The 16,986-nt window shown below is 44.3% G+C and carries 5 protein-coding genes; 1 reads left to right on the top strand and 4 read right to left on the bottom strand.

The annotated features are described in order from the left end of the window. Positions 1-43 precede the first annotated feature (43 nt). The 4 genes from DW251_RS10080 to DW251_RS10065 all read right to left on the bottom strand — a co-directional run bounded on the left by DW251_RS10080 (position 44) and on the right by DW251_RS10065 (position 15,270). Positions 44-11,296 (bottom strand): class B sortase, encoded by an 11,253-nt coding sequence (locus DW251_RS10080; RefSeq protein WP_243034918.1) that lies wholly within the window; start codon positions 11,294-11,296, stop codon positions 44-46. A gap of 331 nt (positions 11,297-11,627) precedes the next feature. Beyond that, positions 11,628-13,217, bottom strand: coding sequence for a potassium/proton antiporter (locus DW251_RS10075; RefSeq protein ID WP_118300956.1), 1,590 nt, complete (start codon positions 13,215-13,217; stop codon positions 11,628-11,630). 194 nt (positions 13,218-13,411) lie between these two features. Further along, positions 13,412-14,566 (bottom strand): D-alanyl-D-alanine carboxypeptidase family protein, encoded by a 1,155-nt coding sequence (locus DW251_RS10070; RefSeq protein ID WP_243034921.1) that lies wholly within the window; start codon positions 14,564-14,566, stop codon positions 13,412-13,414. A 263-nt stretch (positions 14,567-14,829) separates the two neighbouring features. After that, the gene (locus DW251_RS10065) at positions 14,830-15,270 is read right to left on the bottom strand and encodes an HIT family protein (protein ID WP_021869102.1); all 441 of its coding nucleotides are present in this window, start codon (positions 15,268-15,270) and stop codon (positions 14,830-14,832) included. 188 nt (positions 15,271-15,458) lie between these two features. Here DW251_RS10065 and DW251_RS10060 point away from each other — a divergent pair, with 188 nt between their 5' ends. Continuing rightward, on the top strand, positions 15,459-16,952 hold the full coding sequence (locus tag DW251_RS10060) for a polysaccharide deacetylase (protein WP_118300954.1): 1,494 nt from the start codon (positions 15,459-15,461) through the stop codon (positions 16,950-16,952). The last annotated feature ends 34 nt before the right edge of the window (positions 16,953-16,986 follow it).

Here is a 16,986-nt window from a genome sequence, read left to right as displayed (position 1 = left end):
GTATATCTAACTGATTTAATTATACTGTCCAGCAAATTTCTTGTCAATTCATTCCCCCCGCAACCGGAATAAGTGCCTGAAGGATCATCCGTTTACTGGTTCCATAACAGGTGGATAAGGTCAGTATCTTTCTTTCTCCTTTTTGATAAGGTGTTCCATCTGTCTCATCTGTTACTTTTGCCAGGATAATGGGGCAGGTGATCCATTGCCCCTGATAAAAGATCTCTACATTGGGATGTTCCTTTAAAAATCCGGGATCCCTGTATTTTTTCAGATCACCAAACATAGAACCATCCTTCATGTTATGTCCATAAAAAATGGTATTGGCTGATACAAAAGGAATGTTCTGGCTGTCCGCAAAGATTGTTCCTCCTGACTGCTTTTCCCCGTTAAACCCATGATCTAAATAATATTTGTCATCTTTTCCCCAGACAGCTGGATAATCAATGGACGTTCCCGGAATACGGATCCAGCAATTATAATCCGGATTGATCTCTTTTAACTTTGCTTCCTCTATTGTTATTTCATCTATAGACGTACCAGAATGGTCCTGGGCATAAGAAGTTTCTGTTTTCTGTACCTCCCTGCGGATACTTTCGTATTTTTCGGCAGCCAGACGATACTTTCTTACTGTATTTCCGGTATAGACTATTCCGGCTGCAGCTCCTGTCAAAAGAATTATCCCTAAGATCCGGCGCTTTTCCCTGATCTTTAAACTTGCTTTATTTAACTTTCCCTTTTTCAGGATCCAGTAGGCGCCAATACCGACACAGCTGCCGGTTACCACTGCCAGAACCATTTTTCCTACAAACTTTGATCCTGTGACAGCTGGTTTTAATTCTACATCCTGTTCCCATTCTCTTTTCAGATCCGTATCCGGCATTTCTTCCCTGTCCCAATCTTTCTCTGCGATCAGCCCACTGTATACTGCCCTGCAGTCAAATACCTTTTTTCTGCCCCTGGCAACCAGTTTTCCATCTTCTCCTTTCTCGATCTGTGTGATCTCATAGTCCGAAGCGGGTAAACCCGCTTCGTCTAATATTTCTGCTTCTGTTATCTCATTCTGAAATTCCTTTTCCTGTTCTATCGTGATCTCCAGCCCATCTTCCCAGTGCTCATTAAAACAGCTGAACTGTTCTAAAGGCAGGATCCGCTTTGTTTTTCTTCCCGTTGTCCGGTCCTTTACCTGGACCCAGGCAGTCTCCGGTACTGTATCCACTCCTTCCATCTTTTTGTAAATGATCTCCTGGGATGCATAAAAGCTTTCATCATAGAGATTTGCATCCTGTTCCTGGGCCATTGCACTGAATGCAAACAGGCTCACTGCACCCATCACAAGTCCCAGAAACAAAACCATCTTTTTTCTTTTTCGGCTGCTATCAGAAAAACACCAGCCAGCCCCTGCCAGACACACACATGTCACCAACAGGATCCATCCAATCTGACTGTTGTCTCCTGTCTTAACACTGCTGCCGGAATATTTTCCATTTAAGCCCTTAAAGTTCCCATTTCTTCCTTTTACCTGGTAAAAAGCCTGGATCCTTCCTTTTGTCTTTTTCTGTATCTTTTCATTTTTGATCTCAAATACACCTTTTACAGTCTGATCCTTTTCTACTGTAAAATGATACAGTTCCTGACTCAGTTCATAACCATCCGGTGCTTTTATCTCTTTGAAAATATAAGTTCCATTTGGCGGGCAAATGATCTTGAACATTCCATCTGGGCCACTTTCTGCTATCTTTGCCAATCGTCCTGTCTGGTCATAAAATGCAAACACAGCTCCTGCAAGAGGTTCTCCCTTTTCATCTGTCTTTTTAAAGGAAATATACAGTTTCTTTGGCACTGTATGACTTCCGCCTCCGCCAGATGAACGGATCCGGCTGTTATAGAAAACAAACTCCTGCACTGTTTCTGCCTGGTCTAAGATCCGGATCTCCATTTCTTTGCCCTTCTCATATCCGGCCGGTGCTTCTATTTCCCTGATGATATAAGTTCCCGATTCCAGACCGTTAAATACCTGACCATTTTCCTGGTCTGATATCCATTGGCTGATCACTTCCATGGTATCTTTGCATACCAGTTCCAGCTTTGCGCCGGAAAGAAGTTTTTCTGAACTGGCTTCTCTTTTTTCTACGGATATAATGGTGCCATAATTGCGCAGTGTAATCTCCGGTATTTCTGTCATTCCATCTGTAATGGTAAAATACACCGGTTCTTCTGATTTCGTAAATCCAGTCGGTGCTTTTTCTTCCACCAGTCTGTAATCTCCGGCTGTAAGTCCTTTGATCAGATGGGGCTGCTTTCCTGTGATCCATGTTTCTACTACTACCCAGGTCTTCTCCTCTTTCATCTGATCTTTCGCCTGATATTTTTTCTGATCTTTCTTCTGACTTTCGCCCTGATCACCTCTTTCATCCGGTTCCAAAATTACCTTTTCTTCCCGTTCCAGTCTCAAAACAGCACCTTCCAGATACTCTTCTGTATCCCTTAAAAGCTTTTTCACCAGTGCACGGTTGCTGTCATTTACCGGGTCATAAGTAAGCTCTATCAAAGGTGTTTTTTCATCTTTATATTCAAACTGGAATTCCAGCGTTTTTTCAGAAAGCATATGTCCCGGCGCTGCTTTTGTTTCCTTTACCAGATAATCATAAGAACTGAATTTTCCTTCCTGATCCAGGCAGCCAATAGGCTGGGAAGAAAACTGAGTTTTCCCCATTTCATCCGTTATTTGCTTTTCACAGGATATGCCCAAGGTCTGGTTAAAGAGTTCAAATTCTGCTCCCTCTAAAACCTGATCTGCATCATCTGCATCATGTTTGATCACCGTCAGCCTGCCTTCTGGTATTTCATCCTGCATCTCCTTTTTCTGGATCTCTCTGGTATCTTCTATTACAAATGGGATATCCACAGACTGTAAAAATCCATAAGGCGTCATTTCTTCTCTTAAAATATAAGAACCAACAGGAATGTATTCGATCAGATGTGGTTTCAGATCTCCCACTTCAAATCCTTCTGGCAGTTCCCCATTTTCATTCTCTTCTTCTGTATACACTCCATCAGTTCCGGAAAACCATATGGCTTCCTCATCCCTGTAACGCCCTTCTTCCTCCGGAATATGCAAAAGCAGCGGCTTTTCGCTGACTGTGCCCTCTTCATCCACCGGATAGATTCCCAGCTTTGCTCCTGCTACTTCTTTTCCTCCGGTAATCGTATTCTTGCTGACCACAAGACTCAAAGGTTCATCTTTCATAACCACCTGATGGATTTTTTCCAAATGACCGGTATCTGTGATCTCAAATAAAATTGGATCCGCTGTGGCATAACCGGAAGGCGTTTCTTTTTCTGCAAGAATGTAAGATCCCACAGGAAGATATTCAAACCGTACCGTTCCTTCTTCTGTAAAGCAATACCTGCCTTTAAGCGTACCCGGCACATTCTCCCACCGATGATCGTATTTTGCAATGGGATTTAAGCCGGCAGCGTCTGCTTCTTCTCTTCCTGTAGCCCATATTTCCATCCATTCTTTAAAACCGGCCCGTTCAAAGTCTAACAACTTATTATCTTCTCCCATAAGATCCGCTAACGGCTTATCTTCTTCTCCTTCCGGCACCTGGTAAAGGACCAGTTTTGCCAGACTGTCTTCATAGAGAAGTTCTCCCGTCTTTCCATCCTCCTTGCGGATCTCTGCAGCTGTAAAATCATCTTCCATAGTAAAAGACTGTACATGTTCTGTTTCCAAAATCTGGATATTCTGCCGTTTTCTCTGCACATAGCCCTGCAGATACGGGCACTCTGTTTCTTCTAATACATACTCCCCTACCGGAATATGATCGATCCAGTGAGGTTTTTTTGTTTCGATCCGGTTTCCTTCCTCATCTGTTTTCACATTGCCTTGATCGTCACAGGCATAACCGCTGACCCAGGAAGCATATTTCTTTCCAGGCAGATAAATTCCGTCTTCATCTGTTAATATCCTTCCCGCTTCATCTGTCGCAGCCTCATAAAACGTCATCACAGCCCCTTTGATCTCTTCCTGTGTACGGGTGTCTACCTTGGCGAAAGCTGCCCTTGTAAAGGCATTGGAATGGAAATATTCCTGAGGCTCTATGCTGTCTTTAAAAAGAATTCCCTGATAAGGTGCCTGCACATAGCCCTGTTCAAACGGAACCTGTTCTTCCTGAAGGATATAGGCCCCAAAAGGCAGGCGCTTAATCTCATGAAGGCCGCCTCTTCGCTCTGCTTCCCCTTTGGAGTCTGTGCTGTTGTCACTGGTCCAGCGTTCCTCCTTTGTTGTGAAATGCCCCTGTTTATCGTAAACAGGCAGACCATTTTCATCATCTACAGAACGTTTTTCCTTATAAACAGACTCCCCATTCTTGTCCTTATAGACCTGGACAGAATAAACCAGCTTCTTTTCTCCCGTTTCATCTGCAATGTAAGCCATGATCCGTTCATGATCATCGTATACAAAGGCCATTCCTGTTTTTACGTCTGCATAACAGATGAAGTTTCCCCGTTCATCTAATACTTTGTATACAGACTTGTCCTCTGTCCTCTCCAGGCGCCCTTCTTCGTTTAACTGGTCCAGATCATAAAAATACAGATCTTCCGGCTGGTTTTCCACCTTCTCATCCTGCCATATAGCAAGCCCGGCAGGACCGGCATCTTTTCCTGTCTCCAGGATCTGCCGCCTGCTTCCTGTTTCAGAAGCAGTGATCTTTATGGTTTTACCATCCTGAACTTCAGCTGTTACTCCCTTATAACTTCCGTCCTCTTCTTTTTCCATCCAGAGTCCCTGGTATAAAGCCAGTGTTGCTCCTGAGACCGTTACTTTAAAACGGATCCCTTTTCCTGTAAATTCCCCCTTCCGGTCATAAAGGAGTTTTACTCCTTCCATTGCTTTTAGTTCTTTTTCTGCACCTTCTATGATCTCTTCTGAACAGAAATCCATTTTCTTTGTTACTTTCCCGGTCCATGTCCCCAGTTCCCGGTCAAAATGGATCTCTCTTACATCTCCTCTTTCTTCTAACTTCTCCTTTCTTCCATATACCTGGTAAATGATTTCATCTCCTCTGTCATTTACCCATATATCTTCTTCCAGGCCGCCGCTTGTTTCTTCCTGGCCTAAAGCATCCGTTTTTAACAGGCCATTTTCATTTCCAACCAGGGAATCGCCATCCTCTACTTTCCGGATCCGCATTACAGAAGGATAATTTTCCACCGGGATCTGGCTGACTGTTTCGTAAGCATTTTTATTTCCATCTCCCGTTACCGGAATGGCATACTCATAGTTTGCAGCTGTTTTCCGTTCATATCCATCTGTTGTACCGTCTCTGTACACGTTTTCCTTATAATAGGATACTTCGTTCCCATAAACTTCAAAAGCAACCGGACGGCTTTTTACGTAACCTTCCGGTGCCTGTACTTCTACCAGGACATAGGCACCTGCCCCTAAAGGTCTGGGCGTTTCAATGTATCCCACAGGGAGTTTTTCCAGCTTTCCATGGATCAAGACTTCCCGCAGTGTAGTAAAAGAGCGGAATATCCCTCTCTCTGTGCCGGTTTCATCCACCTGGCTGATCCGCTGGGTTTCATCATAAAGAGGGACCCCATCCTGGTCTAACTTCACAGGAAGATCATCCTGTGAACCATTGTCCTGCCCCACTCTCGGATAAAGGATCTCCTTTCCATCTGCGTCCACAACCTTATTTCCTTCTGCATCCTCTGCCGGTCCAAACAGCACCTGTCCGGTTCCGGTCACACTGTTTATCCCGTTTTTCTGTGCATCCCGCTTTGCAGCATAAATGCGGAATAAAGCTCCCTCATGGATCAGATTTTCCCCTGTTTCACTGTCGATCTTTTCGATCCGCAGCCTTGAATTAAAATAGGTATTTTCAAAATCTTCCTGGGCAAATGCAATATAATTAAATCCGGCACCGCTTCCCCCAGGCTGTAAGGTTTCTATATTTCCCGTATCCGGGTTGATTCGGTCATATTCCGGTGTCAGGATGCTCCACGGTACCAGCATCGGCGCAAATTTGCCCTCAATGGCAGTATTTTTCCCCTTCATACCAGGAACCTGGTCACATATTTCCATCTGGCCATTTTCCCGTTCACTTCCGTCATAGATCACACCATCTAAAATTACATGATCCTCACTTTGTGAAATAGTTCCCGTACTGTATTCCGGCAAAATATCTTTATCAAGCCCATAAGGATAAATGGCAAAGGAACCATCTATACCATCTGCCAGGATCTTCCGGTCCTCTTCATTAAAGCGGATCTTGTATTTGCGGATCAGTTCATCCGGACTGTCACTACTGTGATAACGAAAATAGGCACTGCCGATCTCATCTAAAACCGTTTCTTCCCCGGTATCCTCATTTCGTATGATCTCCGGCACAAAGGGCAGTGTGATCTCCCTTGGTTCCTCAATCTTATAATGCCTGTTTGCCAGTTCTTTTTCCAGATCAGAAGGCATCTGCTCTTCGATCACATATTCACCATACGGGAGAGGAATGGAATACTCATAATAATCGTCTTTTCCATTTCTCTGGTTACACTGGATGGTCTTCCTGTTACCATCCGTACCGCCATTTGCATCCCGTTCCCATTCAATAGACAGACGCTCTTTTAACCCTGTAAACTGATCCAGATAACGGGCTGCTTCTTTTCTCGCCTGGTCTAAAGCCTGTTTGTATGCCCTGTCACTGTCCATATATGGCCGGTCTTTTAAGATCTCTTCCTTATAGGATCTTATATCATAATGATCCAGGGCAAACTGGGTCAGTACCTCTTTGGGATAAATACCGCCCTTCTTCTTTTCTGCGCCTTCCATTGCGTCAAAAAATTTCCGGTAATTGCAGCTGCCATCCTCATTTCTTTCCATCAGCTGATGACCCCTGTTTTCTGCATCTTCCGGCGGCAGATAAATAGTCTGTACCAGCTCCTTATAAGCTGGTGAACTGATATCTTCTGACAGGATCTTTCCCTCATCATCCACATAAATGTTTAAAAGATTTTGCTTCAGGTAGATCCTGAATGAAAACTGATCTAAAAGTTTCCGGCCTTCTGCAGATCCATTTTTACGGAATAAGCCTAAAAAGGTAGTGACTGGATCATTATGCACAGAACCGTAGGTATTTACATTTTCATAAGAAGACTGGGAAATGTGTTTGGTAATGCGTACCGGCTGCCGGATCGCCCGTTCCAAAACCTGAACCGGTTCTTTTTCTGTTCCACCATCCTGAACTGTCTGGTTCTGACCAGGATATGCCAGATGAACATATTTTACAAAACTTCCAGGATCTGTTTCTTCCTGTTCTGCTTCTACATCCACAGCTGCTCCCATGGATACCAGATACTGATTATAAGGAACCTCTTTTCCATTTATAGAAATGGTGGTTTGTCCGGTCACTGCACGGAACGTTTCTTCTACCTCTTCTTTTTCCACGGACCAGTCTGTTTCATTTTCCACCAAAATATGATACTCTCTTTTTTCAGGATCCCAGAAAGCCTCTACCGGCTCCTCTTTCGTAGTCACATACGTGGTTTCCCGTTCTTCAAAAATGGGGACCTGTTCCATTTCCTGGATCGGTACTCCGTTTGGATCTAAAAGAACCTCTCCTTCTTCATACCGTTCATAAACAGGCTCATAAATTAATTTAAGCTCATCTTCCACATATTCCCATTTTTCTTTTATGTAAGCGGTATGACTGCTTAAACGGAATTTTCCTTTGGGAATGCAGATCCAGTAATGACCATTTTCCCTTTCTTTTTTCACATAAAGCTGTCCGTCTGCCCGGTCATAAACTGCAGATCCTGCTTCTGTATTTCCAGAATAGTCATAAAAAAGTTTTGCCTGCCACTGTCCCTCTTCTTCCTTTATCTCAGAAACGGCGGCCATATTATAAAAACTGTGTTCTGTATACCAGTCAAGGATCTGTTCTACGGCCTTTCCATTCATAGAATCCAGATTTATAGAAACCCATGGTGCCCCTTCCCCGTCAGCTTCTTTATAGCCTAACTGCATAAGCATTGCCTGTGCCTGTTCCATCACATAATCAGGATCCAGGTCTTCATCCCATTTAGACAGATCTTCCGGTTTTGCTTCTCCTTTTATATAAGGGGCTGTCCGGAAATGATAGGGCACAGTCTCAGATGCAGGTACTTTTTCGTCTTCCCCCGCATCTGCTTTTAAAACAGGATTGCCATTAAGATCCCGTTTTAATTCTCCGCCTTTTGCCTTTTCATATACAGGATTTCCCAAATGATCCATTTTGGGAATTTTTTCCATTCCTGTGATCTGTTTTAAATTTTCCCTCTGCTCCTGTGAACTTAAACGGTAAAACTTTGTATTTTCCGGATAACCGGAAACTGTGATCTCATACCCTTTTTCTGTTCCAAATGCTTCTACTGTAAAATCATTCCAGGAACCGTCTGCTTCCATACTGTTATGCTCAGACAGACCTGCGCTTACCTGTACCTGCCCTGCCTTTCGCACTACATTTTCTTCTCCTGACCCCCGGTTCGTCTCCACCAGGTTCTTTCCTGTTACAGACAGTTCATATCCCTCTGACCGGCTTAGTTCTTTCACATAATAACTTCCCATCAGCAGCGGTCTTCCGATCCAGGAATTTCCATTTTCTTCCTTTCTGTCCGGATAGGTATAGCTTCCAAATCCATGATCAGAAGAATTAATGGTACTGCCGTTATATAAGGTTTCCGGCCCCAGGAAATTTTCCGGTGCCTCAATGGTCCCATCTTCTTTTACTACTGTATGCGGGACCTCCGTGTATGCAAAAAATGAGGCATTACCATCCTGATCTGTTGCTGCCACGGCTGTCAGATCATCTTTCTGGTAGATCACACCGGATCTTCCATCCGGATGTACAATGTCTGCGGCTGCAAAAAGGCCATATACAGCACCTTCTAAAGTTCCGTCTCCCTGGGTCCGGCCATAGCTTTCTTCCTGGTCCTTTTCATAAAGATGCAGATCCCGTTTATTTATATAGATCCTTCCTTCTGTGCGGTGGTCCCAGACTTTAAAACAGTAAAGGGAATTCGATGGATCACCAAAACAGGAAACATCCATCTCTCCCAGATCATCATCCTGAAAATCAGGAAGAAATGCTGTTATCCCCTCAAAATCATCATCGTCTTCTGAGGAAAAAAAGATTGCTTTTACAGAATTCCATACATTTTCCCGTAAAGACTCCCATAAAGAAATCGGTTCCAGGGAAATTTCTTCTCTTGTATAAATATATTGTTCTGTCGTTTCCAGATCCTTCTTTGCGTTCGATGCAGTGGCAGCAGCTACAACTGCGTTATCTTCTGCTGCATCACTTGCGGTTGCTTTGCTTTCTGTTGCCGTATTTGCTGTTGTCCTGCTTATCTTTGCATTACTTTCCGTTGCCCGGTCATCCCAGATCTCATCCTCGTCATCTTCCTCTTCTTCATAAATATCTTCGGTCAGCTTCACTTCATGGATCGTTCTAAGTTCCTCTGCTGATCTTTCTTCCTGCGCTCCGGTTTCATAAGCATATCCGTTTTTCTTTTCTTTTTTTTGTGGAGCGGGATGAAACTGCAGCTGCGTATTTTCCCCCAGATACACCTCTGATTGCGGATCTTCTCTTCCTGTACCTTCCTTTCCTGCTGTATTTCTCTGTGCCTGGGCGGAAGCCACTGTTATTTTCTCGATTTCAAAATCTTCCCTGTGTGTCCCGTGGACCATATAGCCGGTTCTGGCCTTTTTCTCTGTTAATGTATAGCCATACTCCAGGGCAATAAAATTTTCATAGGTTTCATCCCGGTCCTCTAACATGGCTTCCATTGCTTCTGTACTCTGTTCATGGTCCTCTTCATCCTCATTGGATACATGGAAATCGCTGGAAGCTTCACACAGTTCCTGTTCCTCAAGCCACTGCTCCCTGAGACGTTCATTTTCTTCTTCACAGTTACATTCTTCCTCTTCGCCTTCCCCGTCTTCTCCATCACCGCCATCTCCTTCGTGATCACATTCGATCCATTCCGGCGCCGGATGGCCCATACAGTAGGTTTTGCTGTAATTGTAATTGCGGATATCTTTATGAAAAGCCTTTCCTTCTTCGTCGGTGGTGATCACGTCACACAGCCATTCTTCTTCCGGTTCCGGGGACATACAGTTACTGTAAACCTGACCTGTCGTTCCGTCCGGCTCCCCTTCTTCATAGCCATGTTCATTGATCTGGGAATGGTCAAAACTTTCCCATACCTGAAAATCCGCTCCTGCAAGAGGCTGTCCTGTTTCTGCACAATATTTTTCCAGATCTATTTTGTAATCTGCCTCAAAAACTTCCCTGTGGCGGAACCGTTCTAAAGGCTGCATCTGACCGCCCTGGACACTCCCCTTTCCTGTTTCAAACCATACTTCTGCCTGGGGACGCTGCATATCCAGCCAGCCCATCTGCATCTGATAAGACTCTCCCGGATAAAAGATATAGGCATAATACCGGTCATCCAAGCCTTCCACGTTTCCTGCGCTGATCCGTCCGGAAGGTTCTTCTCCTGTATAAAGAAATGTGATCTCATTTTCCCCTGGTCCCTGTGTAAAACTCCAGTTTTTATCCGGGAACTGCCAGTTTGCGTTTTTAAGCTGGGGACAGGAACTAAGATCTAAGGTCAGCTCATAATGACCGTCTTTTAAGATCATATTTTCCTTACGGCCATTCCAGGCAGGAAGACTGCTTCCGCTATTCGACTCATATTCTTCCAGGCCCTTTTCCACTACCGACCTCATTTCATGAAACAGGGAGAGAACCCTTCCGTCTCTTATAGCCCATTCCAGTTTTTTCATGGTCTCTTCCTGGATATCCCAGTCCTGCTCAAAACCTGCCAGACAGCCCCAGAAATAAGTCTGCACCATGGCATACCGGGTCTTATCATAATAATTTCCTGAAACCATCCACTCATAAGCCAGTGTCATAGGCAGATACCGATCAAAACTTCCTATGACCGGTACGGAGGTTTCCGGTGACGCACTGTACCTCTCCCAGGATGCCTGGGTGTGATTGGGAAGTTTCTTTCCCGGCTGCAGGCAAAATGCCGGTACATGTCCTTCCACCGGATTTACATAATAGCAGGTGATCGACCGGTGACTGTGGCCGAAAATGTTGATCTGCCTGTTCTGAAAGGCATCTCCCCTGATGATCATCTGCACAGGCGGTTCACCTGCAGAGGCAGAAAACGGGATTCCTGTAAAAATAAGGACGCCTGCCAGTAAGCCAGCCATCATTCGTTTCCATATTTTCGTATTCAATTGTTTTTCCCCCTTTGGAATGTGTTTTGATGTGTTTGATCTGATTTGTCCTGATGTGATGTGTTTAGATTTGATGTTTGATCTTTTCCATGATCTGAATTTTAGAAATGTTGCAAAATCCCCTGATATTTTAATCCAAACTTTCCCCTCCTTTTTCATTTTTTCACTTTTTTACAATTTTTGTGAAACTGCGGTCTGAAACGACCAAAAATAAATAGAATAAACAGATCTGACAGGGAGATCTCCCCGCCGATGGTACTAGGATAACATAAGAAAAAGAGCAAGTCAATGAGACCTGCCCTTTTCATAGCACTTTGATGATCATAATACTTTAAAATTTTGCCTGTACCAGCACATCCCCTTCATACACCACTGTATTTCCTGTAGGGATCACAGTTTCTTTTCCCCTTCGTATCATAACGATCAAAGTTCCCGCCTGCATAGGGATACGGCTTAAAGATCTTCCTTTCCATTTATGATTTTTATCCACGGTTATTTCGCGGAGCGTCATATTTTTCCGGTCTTCAAATTCCTCTGCCGCTGCGATCATCAGATCTCCTGCCTGCAAACAGGTATCTCCATTGGGAACTAACACTTCTTTTCCCCGGATCAGCACCACAACCAACAGTTTAGGCGGCAATGTGATCTCTTTTAAACATTTTCCCACATAAGGATGCTGGCTAAAAAGATGAAACTTTACAAAGCTGATGCTCTCTTCTTCCTGATAGTCATTAAATGTACGGCGCACATCTGCATTTTCATCGATCATCTGCAACTTTCCTGAGATCCATGGAAGCAGGGTTCCCTGGATAGAAATGGACAACAGTACAATGCAAAATACCAGGTTAAACAGGTTATATCCTAAAGGGACCTGGCGCAGCACTACATAGATTGCAAAAACAATGGAAGCAACACCCCGAAGTCCCGCCCAGGACACCAGTCCCATCTGCCCGATAGATGCCCGAAAACCAGCTAAAAGTGCGGCTACAGACACAGGACGGCCAACCAGGGTAAGAAAGATCATGATCACAAAAGAAGGAATGATCACCTGTGGCAGCTGGCTTGGAGTTACTAAAAGTCCTAACAGGAAAAAGCTCATCATCTGTGCCACACCTGTAAGCACATCAAAAAACAACACCATATCCCGCTTGTGAGGAAGGTAGGAATTTCCTAACAGGATCCCGCAAAGATATACACTTAAATATCCATTTCCGCCGATCATGGAAGGAATTGTATATGCCAGTATAGCCGTTGCAAATACCAGAATGGTTTTTCCCTGGGCAATATCAAATTCCACTTTATTTAAAATAAACGCTGTGACTTTTCCAAAAAACACACCACAGCCAATGCCGAACAGGATCTGGAAAACCAGCATGGAACCTACATTTACAGACTGTCCTGTGAGGACTGCTGTAAGGATCACCGTCAGCATATAGGAAACAGGGTCATTGGAACCGGACTCCATTTCCAGTAAAGAGGCTGTATTTTCTTTCAGATTCAGATTTTTTGACCTGAGGATATTAAATACAGAAGCTGCATCTGTAGAACCGATCACAGATGCCACTAAAAAACTTTCAAGAAGAGGAAGTTTTAACGCCAGATGAATAAACAGTCCTGTGATCCCGGCTGTAAATAAAACACCGGCTGTTGAAAGCAGAACAGCCCTGGGGATCACCGGCCCCGCTTCTTTAATATTCGTTCCGAAACCACCATAAAACATGATGAAAATAAGACTGACGGAACAGATCAGTTCACTGAACTGATACTCATCAAAGGATATTTTAAAAATACCATCTACCCCAAAGCACATTCCCAGAAGGATAAATGCAAGTAATGACGGAACTCCCAGTTTATCGATCAGCCGTCCTGACAGAATACAGATCACAATGACGATCCCTGTAAGCAGTAAGATCTGGTTCATGGTCCACCTCTTTCCGTTTCCCAGACTCACTTTTCCCACACCTGCATACGTCCCTGTCTTCTGACGTGACCGTTCTTGCCTGGGTAGATTATATTTTGACCCTGGTATCATGATAATATGAAAGGTATTATAATGGTATAAAACCGCTCCCGTCAAAGGTTTTCCCTGTCATTTCCTGCATTTTAACAGCTTCTTTATGCTGCCTTATTGCGAAAACCCGCCCATTTTCCAAATAATTTCTGCAGCTGGTCTATGTATCCGGCCTTTTCTACTGCTTCTGCCGTCACAACCGGAAGTTCTCCCAGCTTTTCCCCGTCCATATAATAAGCGATCATGCCGGCACGTTCCCCCCTGGCTAAGGGTGCTTCCATCTGCTCTGCCAGTTCCAGTTTTTTCTCGATCTTTCCCAGATCTTCCCCCTCTGTGCTCAACCAGGTAAAGGTTCCCTCTGCCTCCAGCAGTACGTTTTCTTTCACTCCTCCTGCAACTTTCATCTCAGGAAGAGGCATTTTTTCTTTGTCCTCATAAAGCCTGCATCTGGCATAACCATAGCTTAAAAGATTTCTGGCATCAGAAAAACGTGCTTTATAATCCGGCGCTGCCATGATCACGGCGATCAGGCGGATCCCGTCTTTTTGTGCAGTAGCGGAAAGACAGTATTTTGCCCTGGAGGTGGAACCTGTTTTTAAACCGGTTACCTGGAAATCTGCTGCCATTTTCAGAAGCTTATTTGTATTTGCAAGGCCAAATTCCTTGGTTCCCTGCTTCGTCACATGAGTGATATTTTCCATCCAGATGGTGGAATAATTATGGATCTCAGGATAGCAGTTGATCAGTTCCCTGGTCATAAGGGCAATGTCCCTGGCTGTGGTCAGATGATCCGGATCTTCTGTCAGGCCACAGCAGTCCGAAAAATGGGTATTGGTCATTCCCAGCCCCTCTGCCCGTTTGTTCATTTCTTCTACAAAAGCCTCTTCTGTCCCAGAAATATATTCTGCCATAGCAACAGAAGCATCATTTCCGGAAGCGATCACAATGCATTTGATCAGTGTTTCTACGGTCTGTACTTCTCCTTCTTCTAAAAACACCTGGGAACCGCCCATGGACTTTGCGTATGCACTGGTGGTCACCTGGTCCGTCATCTGGATCTTGCCTGCTTTTAAAGCATCAAAGATCAGAAGCAGTGTCATTACCTTGGTCACGCTGGCAGGACTGCGCTTTTCGTCTGCATCTTTCTCAAACAACAGCTTTCCTGTGGATGCTTCCATTAAAACAGCGGAAGGTGCCTGTATGGAAACTGCCTGCGCCTGCCCTGAAACAACCGCTGATACCGGAATATCCGGCTCCATCCCATATACTGCCATCCCAGTCATACTGCACCACAGAACCTGAAGCAGCAGAAACATACATATCCATCTTCTTTTTTTCATATCTTCCCCTTTTACAGATCTTCTGCAATTTATTTCTTTAACATAAATATGAAAAAAGAAGCACCTGTATAACCTGACGGTTTCTAAATAAAAAGAGAACTGAAGCCCTGGATGATCTCTCACCGTTTCGGCCGCAGTTCTCATTTTTATGAAACAGGATCCTGTTTCAATTTTATTCTGTTTTAGACTTCCTTTAATGCCTGGCGGATCGCTTCAGCCATTTCCTCATATTCTGCATCTGTAAGAATGGTCTTGCCGCTGTTCATCTCGAATGTACTGCCCCATTCTTCTCCACCTTTGTATTTTGGAACAATGTGGAAATGTAAATGATGTCCGGTATCACCGTATGCACCATAGTTTACCTTATCAGGGTTAAATACTTTGTGGATGGCTCTGGCAACTTTTGCAACATCTGCAAAATAGTCATTTCTCTCTTCATCAGTCAGTTCGATCAGTTCGCTGACATGTTTCTTGTGAGCTAAGATCACTCTTCCTCTCTTGCTCTGCTCTTTGAATACATACAGCTTACCTGTCTTCATCTCACAGCAAGGATAACCAAACTTAGCTAACAGTTCTCCTTCCACACAATATGCGCAATTTGGATCTTTAACCATTTCTCCCATTTTTGAGACCTCACATTCTGTTGAATTTTACTTCATTTCTTAGAATACCACGGAGATGTTAAAAAATCAACAAAAAGGACTATATGTTATATCCAACAGGCGTATTTTATGCTATACTGTATAGACTTAAAGGAATTTCAACAATACCACAAGCAATATGATTATCAGAAATATGACCAGGAGATTTTATGAGTAATTTAAATTTTAGAAAGAGACGGAACCGCCGGGGATTTTTCTTCCATTTGTCCCGCCACCTTCCTACTTTTATAGTTCTTTTTGTGATCGCCCTTGTTCTCGGGGGCGGTATTTTTGCCTTTTCACGCTTTGTTTTAAAAAAGCAGCCTGGAGACCGTCCGGTTTTTGCCACTGCTTCTGAAGCTACGAAAAGCAACGGGACCCCGTCTGCATCAGCAGAAGCTGATTCCGACGATCCCATTGGGCAATTGATCGATCAGGCAGACCGTCTGGCAAAAGGTTATGACTACGACAAAGCAATGGAACTTCTGTCCCAGGATCCTTCCATTCAGTCCGATCCACGGATCAGCGAAGCCCTTGCTTCCTTCCAGTCCCAAAAGGACTCTCTGGTAGCTGCAGATGTAAAAAATGTGACCCATGTATTTTTCCACTCTCTGATCATGGACACTTCCAAAGCATTTGACGGTGACTCCCGTATGGAAGGATATAATTCCGTTATGACTACCAAGGATGAGTTCTTAAAAATATTAGATGCCCTTTACAATGACGGCTACGTTTTAGTGCGCATCCACGATATTGCCTACGAAACAACAGATGAAAACGGAAATCCTGCTTTCACCTGGGGAACGATCATGCTGCCGGAAGGCAAAAAGCCCATTGTTATGTCCCAGGATGACGTATGCTACTATCCATATATGGATGGAGACGGATTTGCAAGCAAGATCGTAGTCGGCGAGGACGGACGGCCTACCTGCGAAATGAAAATGGATGACGGCAGCATTTCCACAGGTTCTTATGACCTGATCCCTCTTTTAAACGACTTTATTGATGAGCACCCGGATTTCTCCTACAAAGGAGCCAAGGCTATTATCGCACTTACCGGTTATGAAGGGATCTTAGGATACCGCACTGCTTCTTCCTACAGCGAAACCCCAGATTATGAAAGCGAGAAAGAGCAGGCTGCCAGGGTAGCCCAGTGCTTACGGGATGACGGCTGGGAACTGGCAAGTCACAGCTGGGGACACCTGTGGATGGGCGTTTCCGACGATCCGGAAAATCCATACAAAATCAGTGATGAACGTTTCTACACAGATACGGATAAATGGAAAAATGAGGTGGAGTCCCTGATCGGACCGACCGATATTTACATCTATCCTAATGGAAACGATGTTGCTGACTGGCACCCGTATACAGAGGAAAACTATCGTTACCAGTACCTTGCTTCCAAAGGTTTCCGCTACTTCTGTAATGTAGATGCCAGCAAGCCTGCATGGATCCAGAAGGGACCTGATTATCTGCGAATGGCCAGAAGAAACCTGGATGGTTACCGCCTGTACGAAGATATGATCCAGGAAGATCCTGCTAAAAAGCGTTTAAGCGATCTGTTTGACGCTTCCCAGATCTTTGATCCTTCCCGTCCTACTCCTGTTACATGGAATTACGGACATACACAAAATGAAACACCTGCACCAGAACCAGAACAGTAACGTATATTAAAGCAAGAACGTTTCTTTTCGGAGC

The organism is Clostridium sp. AM22-11AC (assembly GCF_003473545.1).
Classification (GTDB): Bacteria; Bacillota; Clostridia; order Lachnospirales; family Lachnospiraceae; genus Enterocloster.
Note: the sequence above shows the minus strand (reverse complement) of the source record. Positions and strands in the feature narration are given on the sequence as shown.